Here is a 16,434-nt window from a genome sequence, read left to right as displayed (position 1 = left end):
CCTCATTCAAACTTCGCATCAGCCGCTGTGACGGACGAAAAACAGGAGCGCCGTCGATGAAAACAATTAGATGAAAGAATGTAAAAATTCATCGTCTGCAGGTTAACGATGCCTGTTGACGGACGTTGTGCGCAGCCAACGCTTCGCCTCAGCCGCATCAGAACCCATCGGCCGCTGCGCTGCGAAAGCCCGCTGCTCGAGCCCGACGCCAAACCACTGTCACCCCCAGCCAAAGCGTCAGACCGTACACTATATCCGCCGTCCAATAGACTGCCGTCGGCGGCGTGAACAAATTCAGGACGGCGATATAGACGCCGTAAGCCGCAACCGCCGTGACCGTCATCCTGAAACTCTCCTTGGCAAAGCCGAGCGCACCAATCACAAAGAAATAAAGATAGGCGGGGGTTGTCAATGCATAAGCGAGCACCATCACATAAAAGGATGGCTTAGCATCGGAAATCACTTCTGGAAGATCGGTGAGGATACCGAGTACCAGCGAGGGGAAAAGCGCAAAACACAAAAAGAACGGCAGCAGCACTAAAGCACAAAGCCGCAGCGCCAATGACGCCATTGGACGAATCCATTCAGGCTTTCCTGCCCCGGCATAGTTAGCAGCGATCGTTCCAGCCGCGGAGCCGAATGCGTGCACAAAGAGAAAAAGAACTGCACCGAGCTGCCGCACAATATTGGAAAGCGCCAATGCGCGCTCGCCGCCGGCATTTTCCACCACAATGAAAAAATAGAGCCAAACGCCGAAGGCCATCGCTTCTTGGAGCATCAGCCAGCGGCTTAACATAAAAATTCGGTGCTGAAGGAGCCAGTCAAGGCGCCAAAGGTGCTTGCTCACCTCCAAGAGCTTCGAAGAGGCGCTGTGCCGCAGGAATTCCAGAAAATACACTGCCAGTGCCGCCAGTTCACTGACTGCAGAGGCGATCGCTGCGCCGGCGATGCCAAGTTCGGGGAAAGGACCCAGCCCAAAGATAAGCAGCGAATTTAAGCCGCAGTTGACGAGCACCATCACAATAGATGCCGACGTAATCACCCGGGTGTGCATCACGGCAACGAAGTACGCTCGCGCCAGCAGTCCGACATAAGCAAACGGCAGCCCGGCCAAACGCCAGAAAACATAATCGTCTGCTGCCTTGCGAACGGCATCAGCGGCAATGAAACGCTCGAACATCGGGCCGATCAGGAACCAGCTCGCAAGCATGATGACAAAACCGCAGGCCGTCATGAAAATCGCACTCTGGCGAAAAATCGCCCCCACCTCCTCAGCGCGGCCGGCGCCGTTTGCGCGCGACATCAGCGACTGCGAACCCACCGTATAACCTAACCCCAGCATCATCACGAGCATCACATAGATGCCCGCTACGCCGGCGGCAGCAAGCTCCGCTTCGCCGTAACGTCCGAGAAAAAGCACGTCTGTCATGCCGATCAGCTGCTCGAGCGCCAGCCCCATCATGAGCGGAAGCGCAATAGACATAAGCTGCCGCGACTCGTTTCTCTTGTTTGAATCCGCTACTGCTTCAGATATCTTCATAAATACTTTTTAATGTGCAAACTGCAGCGTGCCGTGAGGGATCTAGTCACAAATACCTAAACTCAGCCATCGTACCGGGATGCGGACCCGGAAGCAACTGCCCCAGACGATCTTGAATGGGTAATGTTCGGCAGCGTGAGAATGATGTAAGGATTAGCGCAGGCTCTCTGCCCCATCCCGTTGTCCGAATGTATTCGGCGCCTTGTGTAGAATGCCTGCGTTTGTGCCCGCAAGAACGCCCGAATAAGGCCTAAGGCCCTGCGCACGGGAGTTGCTGCAACGGAGAATGTCGTCATGCCGCGCCTGCTTTCCCTTCCGCTCTCCGAACTTTTTACGGAATCATCCGGCGCCGCCTCAGCTGAGTACTTTCCTTCTCCATGGCACGGCGCGCCTCTGCCAATTGCTTTGAAAGCCCGTCAGCTCGCCGAAGACGCAGCGCTTTTCAGCGACGCTCCCGGCCGTCGGAATGTACTGGTCTGCCGAGCAGAAAATGACGACCCGGCTCAGCAGTCAATCCTCCTCATCGCTTCTCAGTCTCCGGCCGATTTTGTATTGCCGCTCCCAAACGAAGCGCTGCCGATGGCCGACCGCATTGCCGGAAAAACATCCTGCGGCGCCTTTGAAGAAGCTGCCCGCTCTGTGGAAATCCTGACGATGGCGGGAACCCGTACCTCTCTTTTGGCGTTTGCCGAGAGCGACCGGGCCAGACGGCCGCCCAAAATCGCCCGCGGCGGCGCTGCCGGGCTCAACCTCACATTCGAACACTGGAACCGCGCGCTCCTCGATGCCGTCGAGTCGCCGTTGGCGGCCAACCTGCTCGCCGCAGCTCAGGCGCGAGCTGCCGGCAAAAAACTCACTGCGCTCGCCAGCATGGAATGGTGGCGCGGCAGCGCCCCCATATACGACGTCAAATGGGACGGCATGGCGCTCTCCCCCAAAACAACGACCAAGCCCTTGGTGGAATTCCTTTTGGAAGGCATCCCCTTTGCAAGCGATCCAAGAGTCAACTCACTCGTCACGCAGTCCCTTCGGCCGCGCATCCTGCTCGAACACCGCGACTTTATCGCGGTATTCAAACCTTCCGGGCTGCTCTCCGTTCCGGGCACCGGCGGACTTCCGAATGCCTTAACCATAGCTTCCGAAATGACGGGCACGTCCCTCACAGCCGTCCATCGTCTCGATATGGACACCTCCGGAATCCTGCTGTACGGCAAAACACCCGAAGGCATTCGATCACTGATGGCTGCCTTTCGTGAAGGGCGCGTCGAAAAACGCTATCGAGCCGTGCTGGAGGGAAGGCTTCCTGCCGAATGCGGCCTGATTGACTTTCCCATCACCACACATCCGCTCGACCGGCTGCGGCAGATTGCCGCTCTGGGCGGGCGCGAGGCGCGCACGCAGTGGCGGCGGCTGAGTGAAAAAAACGGACGTACGCTGGTCGACTTTCTGCCGCTCACAGGCCGCACGCATCAGCTTCGGCTCCATGCCGCCCATCCGACGCTCGGCCTCAATGCCCCCATTGCCGGCGATCCTTACTACAGCCGGCCGGGGCTCTTGGTCGATCGGCCGGAAACTCCGCTTTTGCTGCATGCCGCCGAAATCATCTTTCCGGATCCGCAAAACGGAAATCCCATCCGCCTGGCGGAACCTGAGCCATTCAGCCTCTGAAACTGCCGCCTCCGCTCAGCAGGGTAAAGATGCCGCCCGCCCATAATGGATGATGCGCTGCCCTTCTAAAGTATTAAGTCAGAAGCTGCTTCAAGGTTTAGCATACGAACCAATCATCACTTGGAGTCGCGAACCACCGTACTGACGTGCAGAGTTCGTACCTCCCGCATCCATTTGGACATTGTCAATGACCACCCAAGACGCAAATCCCGTCTGCCGCATGCACTTCAACGTCACCGGCATGAGCTGTGCTGCATGTCAGGCCAGAGTTGAGAAAGTCGTATCCGGGCTCGACGGTGTAGAAAATGTTGCCGTCAACCTGCTCAAAAACACCATGGAGGTGACGCCCAAAGACGCATCGCAGGCCAACGAGCTCACGCAGGCCATCGAGGCAGCCGTTTCTGAAGCCGGCTACGGCGCTCAGCGCACGGATCCAGGCGCTAAAAATGCTTCCGCTGTCCCGAGCCGTGCGGAAACAGTTGCCGCCGAGGCTGCTGAGGTGAAAACTCGCCTCATTTACTCCATTATGTTCCTCGTGCTCCTCATGTACGTCAGCATGGGCAGCATGATGGGACTGCCCATGCCGGACTGGCTCGGCAGCCATGAATCCGGGCTCCTGCGCGGCGTTTTGCAGCTCGTCCTCTCGCTGCCGCCCCTCTTTCTCAACCGCGTCTTCTTCGTGCGCGGCTTCCGTGCGCTCTGCCACCGTGCCCCGTCAATGGACTCGCTCATTGCAGTAGGCGCAGGCGCCGCCTTCATATACGGCGTCTGGGTGCTTGCTGAAGCGTCCTATTGGGCCGGAGCCGGTCAGATCGATCATGCGCTTCATCTTGCCCACGGCCTTTATTTTGAAGGCGCAGCCATGATCGTCACGCTCATCACCGTGGGCAAGTGGCTTGAAGCACGCGCCAAGGGCCGTACGACGGATGCGATTGAAAAACTTGCTGCTCTTGCCCCCAAAACAGCCGTGGTGCTTCGCGACGGCAAGGAAGTGACCGTCGCCCGCGAGGCGGTTGCGGCGGGCGACCTGGTCGTGCTCAAAACCGGCGCATCCATTCCGGTCGACGGCATCGTAACGGAAGGTACTGGTTCGGTTGACGAATCCGCCATGACGGGCGAGAGCATTCCCGTTGAAAAGAAGCCCGGCGATGCGCTCACCGGCGCCACCTTGGTTTCGAGCGGCCGATTTGTCATGAAAGCGCTCCGCGTGGGCGACGATACAGCACTCGCGCAAATCATCAAGCTCGTTGATGAAGCCACATCGTCAAAGGCCCCGATTGCACGCCTCGCTGACCGCGTGAGCGGCGTTTTCGTTCCCGTAGTGATCGGCATTGCCCTCCTCACGCTTGTCGTGTGGCTCTTCCTTGGACGCGACTTCTCCTTCGCGCTCACGTGCGCCATCTCCGTCCTCGTCATTTCCTGCCCCTGCGCGCTCGGCCTCGCCACGCCGACTGCCATCATGGTGGGCACTGGCCGCGGCGCTCGCCGAGGCATTCTCTTTAAGAGTGCTGAAGCGCTTGAACTGCTCGGCAAGATCGACTGTGCGGTCCTCGATAAAACAGGCACTGTCACGGCCGGAAAGCCTCAGGTCGTCCGTATTGCACCGGCTGCGGCCGGACTGGAGACGCCGCTCCTCATGATTGCCGCTTCGCTCGAAAGCGCTTCCGAACATCCGCTCGCCTCTGCCGTAGTAGCCGCCGCGAAAGAAAAGAACCTTCCGACGCAGCCCATCAGCGAGTTCGAGCAAACTGCCGGCCAAGGCATTGCCGCCAAAATCGGCAAGAAACTTTACTTTGCCGGCAACGCCCGAATGGTCGAGGCTTTTGGCCTGACGCCGCCGCCGGCAATCGCCGCAGCGGCACAACAGTCAGCCGAATCGGGCGAAACACCGCTTTTCATCGGACAGGCGCCGCAGGAAGATGCCCCTGGGATGCTGCTCGGTCTCCTTGGGCTGGCCGACCCCATCAAACCGGATTCAGCTGCAGCCATTGCTGCGCTGAAAAAACTCGGCATCGAAGTCACGCTTCTCACCGGCGACAATCAAACGACAGCGAATGCCGTCGCAAAGCGTGCCGGGATTGACCGCGTCATCGCCGGCGTTCTGCCTTCGGGGAAGGCCAATGAGATTGCTCGTCTGCAGGCAATGGACAAGCGCGTTCTAATGGTCGGAGACGGCGTCAACGACGCACCGGCACTGGCCCGCGCGGATGTCGGCGCAGCCATCGGCGCAGGCACTGACGTCGCTATTGCCTCGGCTGATCTGGTTCTCATGCGCAGCCGCCTCGGTGACGTGCCCGCAGCCGTTGAGCTCTCACGCGCCGTTATGCGCAATATTCGCGAAAATCTCTTCTGGGCATTCATCTACAACCTGATCGGCATCCCGATTGCCGCCGGCGTCTTTGCTTCGCAGGGCCTCACGCTCTCGCCGATGATCGCTGCGGCGGCCATGAGCCTTTCATCCTTCTCCGTTGTCTCCAATGCGCTGCGTCTGCGCTTTTTTAAGCCTAAGCTTGAAACAGATGCCGATGCGGCTCCTTTAGCAGCAGCCCAACCAGCTGAACCCTCTCACAAGGAAAAACAAATGGCTCAAAAAATCATTCATATCGAAGGCATGCACTGCGGACACTGCACTCAGTCCGTCGAAAAAGCCCTCAAGGCACTGCCCGGCATTGATGCCGTTGAAGTGAGCCTTAAAAAGCAGGAGGCCCGAGTCGACGCCGATCTTTTCGTAACCGACGACATGCTCCGAGCAACCGTTGAAGGAGCGGGCTTCAAAGTCACGGGCATTGAATAACGCCTCCCGCAGCTCAATTGAAGGGCGTGCCTATCATGCACTGCATGACAGACACGCCCTTTTGACTGCAAGAGCTCTGCCGCTCGAGAATCTCAGAGCGTTTATGGAGGAAAACCGGTCAGCAGGTCATTTCATCATGGGAACTACGCAGATGTTTTGTTTAAATGACTATCTTCGCGATCTTCAGGAAGTCGTCGATCTTGACTGCGGCAGCAGCAACTGCACCGGCGTCACTAGAGCCGCAGAAATCATGAAACGCCGCTTCGATGCGATTGGTTTTGCTGCTGAGCTTGTTGATCTTGGCAGCCAAGCCGGCCGAGGACTCTTTGCCGTCAATCAGCCCAATGCCGACCATTATGACGTTCTCTTCAATGCGCACCTCGACACGGTCTATCCGGACGGCACTGCCGCCCTGCGGCCTTTCACCGTTGACAAAGAACGCATCTCCGGCGCGGGGTGCGCTGACTGCAAGGCTGGCGTCGTTGCCATTTTTCATGCGCTCAAAAATGCCCGGCCCCAAGACCTCAATCGACTCTCTATTGCCGTGGCCTACAATCCCGATGAGGAAATAAGCTCGGTATCCTCTGGCGCTTGGCTCTCGTCGCTTGCCCAAAAGAGCCGGCTCGCCGTGGTATGCGAACCGGGGCGGCCGAACGGGGCCTTTGTGCGTTCGCGCAAAGGCCGTGCTGTTTGGGAAGTCGTCTTCCGCGGCGTCGCTGCTCATGCCGGCAATAATCCGCAGGACGGACGTTCGGCCATATTGGCCGCCGCTCGCTTCACGCTCGAAGTCAATCAGCTTCAGGATTACAGCGGCAAAGGCACCTCGGTCAATGTCGGCGTCATTCACGGCGGCACGGTATGCAACACCGTGCCGGACCTCTGTAAGCTCACGATTGACCGCCGATGCTACCGGGATGAAGACGGTCAAGCGATTGATGACGCCATCCAAGCCCTTGCACGAAGGAGCTGCGTCGACGGCATTCACGTCGAAGCCAAACGGCTGTCGCTTACACCGGCAATGCCTTATTCCGAAAAGAACCGCCCGCTCATTGAGCTCGTGAATGAAGCTGCACGTTTGGAAGGCTTTGAAGCCCAATGGGCGGACGCAGGCGGCGGTTCGGACGCCAACCGCATAGCTGCTGCCGGTACGCCGGTGATTGACGGCGCAGGTCCTGCGGGCGGGGGCTTTCACTCCGCCAATGAATACCTGCTCATCCTGACTATTGAGCCGCGCGTGCGCGTGCTTTCGCGGCTCCTCACGCTCTTGTGAGCCATTCACACCGCTTCCCAAAAAACAGTCCGGCTGCTGCGGACGCAGCAAACCGGACTGCCAGGAGCGAAGAGAGACCATCTTCACATTATTTTTCGTGGCAGCCTGCATCGCTGCACTTTTGGAAATTCTCCATATGATGGCACCCGTAGCACATCGACAGTGAGGCGGGTTCGGGTTTGAAGTCCTTGGGAACCGGAATCGGGTGAGCCTGATGGCAGCCCGTGCACTCCGGCACAACCTTTGCGCCGGCATGCGGATTAGCGGCATTAGGGTCAAGGTACTGATGGGGCTGGACAGGTGATCCAAATTCATCCTTCCAGTTCTTTGTCTGCTCTCTCAGGGCGTCAAAGCTGCCGCCGTGACACATGAGGCATTGTTCGGGCTTCATGGTCTCAGCGGCCTGAACCTCGGGCGCCGGAGAGAGCATCATGAGCACTGCAGCCGCAGCTGCGAGCGTAATGATGGAGGTCGTTCTCATGATGCTCTAGGTCTCCAGGAAGTGGGTTCGGTTTATTTACTTCTTGAGCGACGCAAAGGTATCGCCAAGCACATAGGCCTGAATAAGACCGCGAGAGAGACCGTGCATGGAGGAGCCGCCCGTCACTTCGCCCGCAGCATAGAGACCCGGGATCTTTTCGCCTTCCCAGTCAAGCACTTCACAGGCATTGTTCACATGCAGACCGCAGTAGCAGTCGTGAAGCGTGACGGAAGTCCACGCCGCATAGAACGGCCCTTTCTCAATCTTGTACTGGGGCTTGGGTTTGTCAAAGTCCGGATCCGCACCGGCGTCGACGTAGCTGTTGTACTTCGCAACGGTTTCAGCCAGGATCTTCGGATCCATCTTGTGCGACATGTACGGATTCGTGTTGATCTTCTCTGCGAGCTCTTCAATCGTATCGGCCTTGAAGAAGTATTCCGGATCAACACTCTTTTCATCCGTGCGAATACGTTCGCGCTTGATGGCTTCACTGTCGAAAATAGCCCACTGAGGACCAGCCGACCAATCCGGGGCATGCGACCCTTCATTGATCTGCAGCGCTGCGGCGATGAAGTTAATCGGGTTGTACTTCGTACGGTCGATGTTGCGCCAATTACCCTGAACGTACGGGTTCTTGTCAAGTTCCTTGAAGAAGGCGCCGTTCGTGCCGTTCATCAGGCCGCGGGTGCTGTTGGCCGTGCCGTAGCTCGTCAGTTTGCCGGAATCAGCCGTCAAGCCGGCAGACGAAGTTTCTTCAAAGAAGCGTTTGCCGACCCAGTTGACAACGATGGCGTTCTGCCAGTTGCGAAGCGCTACGCCGGAATGCTTCACGAGCGGGAAGATCGGTGATTCGGGCGCCCAGCGCAGATACGTGTCGCGCACGCCGACCACTGCACCGCGGGTAAGTGAAATCGGGCGTTCCGTATAAGCATTCGTCAGACCCCAAAGGCCAGCGCCAACCTTAATAGCGGCAAGCGTGCCGGAGCCGTCCTGCGGCGAATATTCGCAGGCAGCCGAAGCAAATTCCTTCGTGAGACGCGGGTCGATCATGCGGCGGAAGGTCACATTGTCGGTATAGCCGGCGGTGGCAAGCACGACGGCCTTCTTGGCTCCGACGACGATCTTGTCCTTCTTGGACTCCACATTGCCGTCACTGCGGAAACTCTTGAGTTCCGTACCGTCCGGGAGAACCTTCGGCGTACGATGGGCCTTCAAACCCACAACGCGGCCCTTTTCGTCGACGATTAGTTCGTCCATGTAGAAGTTAAGCAGGAACTTCACGCCGACCTTGCGGGCTGCGTCTTCGAGCGAGCGCATCAGCACGGTGCCGCTCGTGCCGGCAGGCGCTTCGAGATTGGCGCCCTTCGTCCATGAGAAGTGGAGTTCACGCGGGGCGCTGCAGCCTGCGCCGTAAGCACCGGCATTGTCAGGCTTCTTGTCGAGGAACGGAACGCCGATTTTGACGAGCCAGTCATAAGTTGGCACGGATTCTTTGGCGATCATCGCCTGCATGTCACGGTCATTGAAGCGGTAGTCGGCAAAGCCGTTCGGGAGCGTCACGGACCAGTCCGTCAGATCTTTGAAGACCGTCTCAGGGGAGTCCTTAATGCCGTACTTTTGCTGCATGGCATTGCCGCCGCCCAAAAGCGTATTGCCCTGAGAAATGATGGCGTGACCGCCGATATCGTAGTTGGCATCAACCACGAGAACCGAAAGACCCTGTTCGACTGCGCGAATAGCAGCCGGAATGCCTGCGGCGCCGGCACCGACGACAATCACGTCGGCCTTGAAGTCCCACTTCGAAGGAACTTTGGCTTCAGCGGAGCTCGATACACCCAGCATCATGCCGCCCATAGCGGCTGAACCAGCGATGAAGGAGCGACGAGATAGATTCGCAGACATGGTTTTCTCCTTTTCTTCGTGCGTACGGCATTGACCGCACACTTTTAGTTTTTTCGGAAAGCTGCGTTTGAATAACGGCCGAGGGCTGCACTCATTACGCTTTCTTCCGATGAAAACAATTTCCCAAACGAGGTACTCGAGTAGCCTGACAAGCGTCAACAAATCTATGCGTTCAGCAAAAGCGCGCAATCAGTCCTCTGCCTAGAATGGGAGAACAGAAGCACCGATCGGCAGCTCAAAAACCATGTCCGTACTTTTCCCTTCATGTATTCGCCAGCGCTCACGGCTCTTGCCGACTTTATGTCGGCGAACGGCACTGCTTCTGCTTGTCCTTGCCTTCACGCCAAGCCTTGCTGCACTGCAGAACTCAACCGGCACGGGTCAGACGCGGCTCGCCTTTCCCGTGCCCACGGCGCAGCCTGATACACCCACCAATCTGGCACATCAGGGGCACCAGGAACCGCAGCCCGCTCAAGAACCGATGAGCGCGTCCGACATATCAGAGAGCGCTCACCGAGCCGATCAGACGGATGCCCTTTCATCGGCCACCGCGCAGATTTTCCAAAATCGACCGCTTCGCGTCGGGATCATTTCACTTTGGGAACAGCCCGTTACCACCGAAGCGCTGATGAATACGCTTGAAACCATTGAGAAGGCATTTGCCCCCTATCCGGTTGAGATCTATCCCAGAATTCCTTCCCCGAAGCTTGAACATTTGATCGAAACGGGCAATATCGACGTTTTCATTGCCAGTTCGGGCTTTTCCATGCGCATGTCGCCGCACGGCGTTCTCCCTGTAGCCACGCTCATCACGGATCTGCAGCCCAATCCCAATACGGGTGTAGCCACCACTTTCCTCGTGCGTGCCGATGAAGAAAACATCAAAACCATCGCGGACCTCAAAGACAAACGCCTCTCGGCAAGCTACGCCTCAGCCTTCATGAGCTATCGCACAGGGCTCGGCGAAATTGCCGTCCGCGGATATGATCCGGAGCATTTTTTCAGCGATATCCACTTTACCGGCGACAGCGAAAACGCGGCCATCGCTTCCCGCCTCGATACACATGAAGCCGACGTTGCCATGGTTCGCGCCTGCTGGCTCGAGCACCAGCCGCCCGAAGTCCGTGCACGCTACCGCGTCCTCGAACCCCGCGAAGATCCGACACTGCACTGCATTCACACCTCGCGCACCTACCCCAACATCATGGTGTCTGTACTCGAAGGCTCCGCGCCGGGTGCGGCGCATGTGATCGCCCGCACACTCCTCTCAATCAAGGAAATTGCACCCGGTCACCATTGGGGTGTAGCCACCGACCTTCGTCCTGTTAATCGGCTCTACCGCGAACTCAAAATCGAAAACTACGCTTATCTGCGCGACATTTCCTTCAAAGATTGGCTGACGAAAAACCTCGCCTGGTGCGTATTGGCTGCAGCGATGATTCTTGGGCTTGCTTTTCACAGCTGGCGTGTCGGCTACCTTGTGCGGGTGCGCACGGCTGAACTTGAAGCCAGTATTGAAGAGGAGCGTAAATCGCAGTTTCGGCTCGAAGAAATGCGCGGGCGCATGGAACGCATGCAAAAAGCGACCATCGTGGGACAGCTCTCCAACCTGATTGCTCATGAACTTGCTCAGCCGCTCGCAGCCGTTCAGTATTACCTTGACGGCATGAAAACACTGCTTTCACGCCAGCCGGTTAATACCGCCATGCTGGAAAAAAGCCGCGTTGGCATTGAGCAGGGACTTGAACGCACCAAAGCGATCGTTGCCAAAGTCCGCGGCTATTCGCGCAACCAAACCCGCCGCGACAGAACGGTGTCCTTAAAGACCACCATTGACAATGTACTGACCGCCATTTCTCCGGATCTGCAGCGCACTGTTGCCTTCAAGTGTGAGTCCGTTGAGGGCATTGAGGGCATTGAGGTGTTGGGAGACGCGCTCGAACTCGAACTGCTCATGAGAAACCTCATCAAAAATGCTTTTGAAGCCGCCGCTTCCGCTGCTAGTGACAGCACTTCGGGCGCTCAAGAGGTTCCGACCGTATCCGTGCGTACCCAGCCCGATCCGACGGACAAAACGGATCGTTCAGTGCTCATCACCATCGAGAACACTGGCCTGCAGATGACGAATGCCGCCTTCAACGAGCTCACCACGCCTCTCATCACGACCAAAGCCGCAGGGCATGGACTTGGTGTTCCCATTGCAATTGCCATCGCCGAGGCCTCCGGCGGGCGACTGACCTTCTTTGAGCGCCCGCAGGGCGGCGTCATCGCGCAAGTTCGACTCCTGCGCGCCGGCTCGTATCCCTCGAAGAACACAGCTGGCACCGAATCCTCCTCTTCTTCGCATTACGACATTCCGCCTCAAGCATCATGACCGACCAGAAGCAAACTGACGGCTCCGGCCTCAAAACACTCGAAGATCTCCAGCGAACGGTGCTCATCCGAATCGTTGATGACGATGCCGAAGTACGCGATGCACTCTCCTTCATGCTCTCATGCCGCGGCTGGCAAACTGCAGCCTGGGGATCCGCCGAAGAATTTCTTAAAGCATGGCGCTCAACGCCTCCCGGGTGTCTGCTCCTAGACATCCGCATGCCCGGCATGTCCGGACTGGAACTCCAGGAGCGCATGAAGGCTCAGAATCTGTCGCTTCCCATCATCTTCGTCACCGGCCACGGCGATGTACCCACCGCAGTCCGAACGCTCAAACTCGGTGCTTTCGACTTCCTTGAAAAACCCGTTGATGCCGAGGCGCTCGCTGACGCTATTGAGGCGGCAAGCCGCGTGAGTGTTGAGGCGTCGCAGGGCGCACTGCCCAAACAGGCCGTCGAGCAGATTCTCGCGGAAATGAGTCCGCGAGAACACGAAATCACTGAGCTTCTTAAGCAGGGTCTTGCCAATCATGACATTGCCGAGCGTCTCGACCTTTCGGATCGTACAGTGCAGGGACACCGCAACAACATCTATAAGAAGCTCCGGGTGCACAACTTAAAGCAATTCCTAACGGTGCTCGAAGGCGGCTAAGTCACGCTGCTGAAATCACTCCTTCACGCCGCGGCTGAACGGGAGCTCGTCAGCCGAGAGCCCAAGTTCCAACGCAAGAAGATGACGCTTGGCGGCATATCCGCCGCCATAGCCCGTGATGGAGAACCATTCGCGCCGACGACGCGGTGACACGGGATGATGATGGAAAACAGATTGGCGCCCACAGCACCGCCCACCGCCCGCACAGCTTTCGGCGAGTTCACCTCCCGGGCAATTTCCCCATAGGAAATCGTCTTGCCGTATGGAATTTTGGTGAGTGCGTGCCAAACACGCGCTTGAAACTCGCTGCCAATCATCCTTAACGGGACGGAGAACACCTGTCGCCGCTAATCAAAGTACTCCGCAAGCTGCACCTGTGCGAGGTCAATAACCGATGAGGCATCTTCGACCATAGGAAGCTTGGTCAGTCGGGTCAGCCGATAGAGCGCTGCCGCTCGATGCCAGCCTTCCGCCCAGTCGCACATGACAAGCTCTTCGCCAATAGAAGCGAGGTCCAAAATGCCGCAAGGCGATGTCCAGTAATGATGAATGATCTGAGCGTTCTTCATGATGACTCCTCAAGCCGGAGCAGCGTCGGAAAGCTCTGCGAAAAGATCAGCGAGCTTCACCGCATCTGGAATTCCAAGCCGCAGGCGCTCGACAATCAGCTCCGCTTCGTTGTCCGCATAAGGTTTCATCCACTTTATGCCCGGCACCAGTACGACGCGGCCGGCTGCCGTCCAAGCTGCAAGCGAAGCAGCTTCGAGCCAGAGCGACTCGATCGTTTCATCCCTTGCTGCGTCTTGCGCCCTGTCGAGAAGACACTCTGCAGCCGTGAAAAGTCCTTCCTCAGCATCCGCCCAACGCTGTTCGGCCACAGCCATTCGAACGTGCCAGAGCGACTCGATCGTTTCATCCCTTGCTGCGTCTTGCGCCCTGTCGAGAAGACACTCTGCAGCCGTGAAAAGTCCTTCCTCAGCATCCGCCCAACGCTGTTCGGCCACAGCCATTCGAACGTGCCAGAGCAATTGGTGAAGATCATCTCCGAAATATTCCGGACATTTGATCAGCAGCGGTTTGAAAAGCCGGACATCGGCTGATTTGGGCTTCGCCCGGCGGCCCGCTTCCACAACAAGACGCAAAAAGTCCTCGGGCATCTTGAAGGGGCTGGCTTCTCGGCGCCAGAGTTCGAGGAGCTTTTCTGCGCGATATTCGCCCGGAGACAGAGGACCAACGGATTCCTGCAGGATGAAAGTCTCATCATTCATGACCGATCTTGGTGCGAAATAAAGCGCCAGCATGGCGCCTCGGCCAAGACTCACAATCGGTCCTTCGGCATCTTCGAAAAGACATCGAACAAATTCAACGCCAAGCTGCCGAGCGGCTCTCTCAAGGGCTTCCTTCATTGCGGCGGTCCCCTTCGAGGGCTTTTGCGCCGCAGCGGTTCCATTAACCGCCTTGCCGCCGGCATTCTGCCCAAGCAAATTGCTGGATAGCCGAGCGAGCACTTCCGCCTCTATCACCTTAACGACGAGCGAAAGCACCGCAGCCGTTTCTGCGTTCGACGGTACGGCAAGATGCCCCTTCAGCCGATATTGACTCTCTGCAAGCGCATCATGATCCCGCTGAGATGCTTTCGCCGCGCATCGCACATCGAGCACACGAAAGAGCAGCTCTTCAAAGAACGTCCGATCGATAAAACGCGCATAGGCCAGACGTTTTTTCAAATCCAGCACATTCCCTTCCATGAAAAGGGAACGCAGGAGCCAAAACCGATCCGCTTCTGCCCGACAGGCTTCAGCGCTCTCTGTGAGCACTTCGGCCGGATGCGGCCGGATGTCAGCCTCGGCCTTCTTTCGTGCAGGCAGCACTGCTGCGCGGCGCCTGTCCATGGCGCAAGAAAGCCAAGCCAAACAGTACGCCGGCACTTCAAAAGCCTCCCCCGCAAACACGACCGTCATCAGGGCAAGCACTTCTAAAACTTCCTCAGCCGGGCGCAAAAGCGATGTGAGCGAAATCAGTTCGTTCAACCCGTTTTCGACATCACGTTCATCTTGGGAGAAATAGAGAAACGCCGCGGCACGCCATAAGCGCTGATGAAAACTCAATGCACTGCTGCACTGCGTCATCAAGGTGCAGTTTTGGCCGACGCTCAGTATGGTTCGGCGCCATTGGGCTGCCTCCTGCGCATCCGATCCTTTGCCAGCGTTCTCTTCAGGCTGCAGAAAACTCAAAAGAGCAGAAAAAACAGCCGGCCAAGCGCGAGCAATAAGGTGCTCGGCCTTTTGAGTCTCCCCCAAGACGAAAAGCTCATCCACGAGCGTCGGCACCAGAATGTCGTCCTCCATTCCCGCCGCTGTTCGGGCATAAGCCCACTCGGCACGCAGACGGCGAACGGGACTGCTGAAATCCGCCGGCATCCGATCTGCCGAACCCGATGGGGGCAGAGCATATCCTTCGAGCTCATTGATGAGCCGCTTCGCCTCATCCCAGCGCTCAAGTCCAATGGCTGTCCGAATACACCATTCGAGACGCTCCTGGGGATCAGGAAAAAGTTCCTCACCATAAGACTTGAGCGCTTCATCCAGCAAGAAAAAGTCAAACCGGTCGCCAGCCTTCAGCACCGCATCAAAAAGTGTATGCCATGCTCGGGCTGGCCGGCCGGCCGTTCCTGCGTCCCAATCGCGCCACTTAGCAATGAAATCCGATGCCGCATAGATTCCGGGAATCGGACCATTTTCGGTGGTTGGCGTAAATATCACCTGGTCGGGCTGAAGCACATACGCAATAACAGGAAGCGACATAAAGGACAAATCAAAGAGACACCATCAGCAGAGCGGCAGCCTCGTTATAGGCCGCTGCCCCCGCTGTTAGGCAAAGTCTACCGATCCTGCAGAGCTTCATCGACGCGCTGTTCCGTGCCGCAAAATACTGCTTTGTCCGAAGAAAATCTTCGTTCTTGTTTATGAAGTTTTCGGGCTCAGCGAAACCTTCAACAGGGCCAACAAATTTCCAGCCGAATTTTAGATCCAAAGTGCTGGGAATCAACTATTAAGCCGTTCAGTCTCCTTAAGTACCTTATGCATGCCATGAATTATTTGTTGGTTTTTTCTGTTTCGAGAACCATACAAACGCGCATTGAAAATGCGTGATGATCTCGAGCATGTCTTGGGCGAGATCTTCGTCAAAGGATGCATCACTTCCTTTGTTGATAATGACCACTTCCACATTCTTGGCTTCACATACGGCAAATACAAGTTCTGCGCCGAATCTGAGCAATCGATCCTTCTGCGTAATAACGAGACGCTCCACGTCCTCGTCGACTAATATATTCAGAAGTTGAAGAAGCCCTTTTTTGTGGTAGTTCATCCCAGATCCAAGATCTGAAATCATCTCAAAGCGCCAACCGCGTCCCGTACAAAAAAGCTCCAAGATTTGCTTTTGTTTTTCCAAATCTGCTTTTTGATCACTGCTCGATACTCTGGCATAAGCAATGGTTCGGCCGTCCGTTTTTTCTTGTGAGTGTGCTCCATACAAACTTTCAACAGGACCGCCGCAGGAGTCCCCTTCCTAATGACATGGACCACCCACCTACCCAGTGCGTCACAACGAAGCGCTGCGCGATAATGGGTGTATATCAACCCAGTAGGAGGTCCATGTCATGTCAAAGAAGAATACACGCAATGCGCTGGATACGTCGCTCTCGTACGCCGTCATCGGCCTCGATCTTGCTAAGGCAGACTGCGCCGTTGCAG

The 16,434-nt window shown here is 57.0% G+C and carries 11 protein-coding genes and 2 pseudogenes; 5 read left to right on the top strand and 8 right to left on the bottom strand.

Translation table 11 applies throughout. From position 1 onward, the window contains the following. Positions 1-157: 157 nt before the first annotated feature. Positions 158-1,483 (bottom strand): MATE family efflux transporter, encoded by a 1,326-nt coding sequence (locus tag DES29_RS00060; protein ID WP_016474119.1) that lies wholly within the window; start codon positions 1,481-1,483, stop codon positions 158-160. Positions 1,484-1,834: 351 nt separating this feature from the next. Between DES29_RS00060 and DES29_RS00055 the strand changes: the two genes are divergently transcribed. From DES29_RS00055 to DES29_RS00045, 3 genes are all read left to right on the top strand, one after another. After that, positions 1,835-3,208, top strand: a complete 1,374-nt coding sequence (locus DES29_RS00055) for an RluA family pseudouridine synthase (RefSeq protein ID WP_113854249.1) — start codon at positions 1,835-1,837, stop codon at positions 3,206-3,208. A 187-nt stretch (positions 3,209-3,395) separates the two neighbouring features. Further along, on the top strand, positions 3,396-6,002 hold the full coding sequence (locus tag DES29_RS00050) for a heavy metal translocating P-type ATPase (protein ID WP_113854247.1): 2,607 nt from the start codon (positions 3,396-3,398) through the stop codon (positions 6,000-6,002). A gap of 136 nt (positions 6,003-6,138) precedes the next feature. After that, a complete protein-coding gene (locus tag DES29_RS00045) occupies positions 6,139-7,272 on the top strand; it encodes a M20 family metallopeptidase (protein ID WP_021995319.1) in 1,134 nt (377 codons plus the stop codon). An 88-nt stretch (positions 7,273-7,360) separates the two neighbouring features. Here DES29_RS00045 and DES29_RS00040 read toward each other — a convergent pair whose 3' ends face one another. Both DES29_RS00040 and DES29_RS00035 read right to left on the bottom strand, forming a co-directional pair. Beyond that, the gene (locus tag DES29_RS00040) at positions 7,361-7,753 is read right to left on the bottom strand and encodes a cytochrome c3 family protein (RefSeq protein ID WP_005430133.1); all 393 of its coding nucleotides are present in this window, start codon (positions 7,751-7,753) and stop codon (positions 7,361-7,363) included. Between the two features lie 36 nt (positions 7,754-7,789). Further along, the gene (locus DES29_RS00035) at positions 7,790-9,655 is read right to left on the bottom strand and encodes an FAD-dependent oxidoreductase (RefSeq protein ID WP_021995320.1); all 1,866 of its coding nucleotides are present in this window, start codon (positions 9,653-9,655) and stop codon (positions 7,790-7,792) included. 244 nt (positions 9,656-9,899) lie between these two features. Between DES29_RS00035 and DES29_RS00030 the strand changes: the two genes are divergently transcribed. Together DES29_RS00030 and DES29_RS00025 are read left to right on the top strand one after the other, a co-directional pair. Next, positions 9,900-12,029 (top strand): sensor histidine kinase, encoded by a 2,130-nt coding sequence (locus DES29_RS00030; RefSeq protein ID WP_021995321.1) that lies wholly within the window; start codon positions 9,900-9,902, stop codon positions 12,027-12,029. Beyond that, the gene (locus DES29_RS00025; RefSeq protein ID WP_021995322.1) at positions 12,026-12,679 is read left to right on the top strand and encodes a response regulator transcription factor; all 654 of its coding nucleotides are present in this window, start codon (positions 12,026-12,028) and stop codon (positions 12,677-12,679) included. The genes DES29_RS00030 and DES29_RS00025 overlap by 4 nt, the downstream gene beginning before the upstream one ends. Before the next feature lie 15 nt (positions 12,680-12,694). Here the strand turns inward: DES29_RS00025 and DES29_RS12575 are convergent, their stop codons facing one another. The 5 genes and pseudogenes from DES29_RS12575 to DES29_RS00005 all read right to left on the bottom strand — a co-directional run. Further along, positions 12,695-12,832 carry a hypothetical protein gene (locus tag DES29_RS12575; protein ID WP_236578822.1) on the bottom strand — a complete coding sequence of 46 codons (138 nt, stop codon included), beginning with the start codon at positions 12,830-12,832 and terminating at the stop codon, positions 12,695-12,697. Positions 12,833-12,852: 20 nt separating this feature from the next. Next, positions 12,853-12,996, bottom strand: a pseudogene (locus tag DES29_RS12690) (methylated-DNA--[protein]-cysteine S-methyltransferase); the annotation flags it as partial. A 30-nt stretch (positions 12,997-13,026) separates the two neighbouring features. Next, positions 13,027-13,248 carry a hypothetical protein gene (locus DES29_RS12550; RefSeq protein ID WP_016474112.1) on the bottom strand — a complete coding sequence of 74 codons (222 nt, stop codon included), beginning with the start codon at positions 13,246-13,248 and terminating at the stop codon, positions 13,027-13,029. Between the two features lie 9 nt (positions 13,249-13,257). Further along, complete coding sequence (locus tag DES29_RS00015; protein WP_236578823.1) at positions 13,258-15,483, bottom strand: hypothetical protein; 2,226 nt, start codon at positions 15,481-15,483, stop codon at positions 13,258-13,260. A 240-nt stretch (positions 15,484-15,723) separates the two neighbouring features. Further along, positions 15,724-16,180 (bottom strand): annotated as a pseudogene (locus DES29_RS00005) (IS607 family transposase); the annotation flags it as partial. Positions 16,181-16,434: the final 254 nt, after the last annotated feature.

Source organism: Sutterella wadsworthensis (genome assembly GCF_003315195.1).
Classification (GTDB): Bacteria; Pseudomonadota; Gammaproteobacteria; order Burkholderiales; family Burkholderiaceae_F; genus Sutterella; species Sutterella wadsworthensis.
The sequence above is the reverse complement of the archived record's forward strand: the minus strand, read 5'-3'. Positions and strand labels throughout refer to the sequence as shown.

Coding starts and splice junctions, on each gene's coding strand:
- DES29_RS00045 (WP_021995319.1), top strand. CDS start 6,139: ATGGGAACTACGCAGATGTTTTGTTTAAATGACTATCTTCGCGATCTT.
- DES29_RS00030 (WP_021995321.1), top strand. CDS start 9,900: ATGTCCGTACTTTTCCCTTCATGTATTCGCCAGCGCTCACGGCTCTTG.
- DES29_RS12550 (WP_016474112.1), bottom strand. CDS start 13,248: ATGAAGAACGCTCAGATCATTCATCATTACTGGACATCGCCTTGCGGC.
- DES29_RS00060 (WP_016474119.1), bottom strand. CDS start 1,483: ATGTCTATTGCGCTTCCGCTCATGATGGGGCTGGCGCTCGAGCAGCTG.
- DES29_RS00025 (WP_021995322.1), top strand. CDS start 12,026: ATGACCGACCAGAAGCAAACTGACGGCTCCGGCCTCAAAACACTCGAA.
- DES29_RS00040 (WP_005430133.1), bottom strand. CDS start 7,753: ATGAGAACGACCTCCATCATTACGCTCGCAGCTGCGGCTGCAGTGCTC.
- DES29_RS00015 (WP_236578823.1), bottom strand. CDS start 15,483: ATGTCGCTTCCTGTTATTGCGTATGTGCTTCAGCCCGACCAGGTGATA.
- DES29_RS00055 (WP_113854249.1), top strand. CDS start 1,835: ATGCCGCGCCTGCTTTCCCTTCCGCTCTCCGAACTTTTTACGGAATCA.
- DES29_RS00050 (WP_113854247.1), top strand. CDS start 3,396: ATGACCACCCAAGACGCAAATCCCGTCTGCCGCATGCACTTCAACGTC.
- DES29_RS00035 (WP_021995320.1), bottom strand. CDS start 9,655: ATGTCTGCGAATCTATCTCGTCGCTCCTTCATCGCTGGTTCAGCCGCT.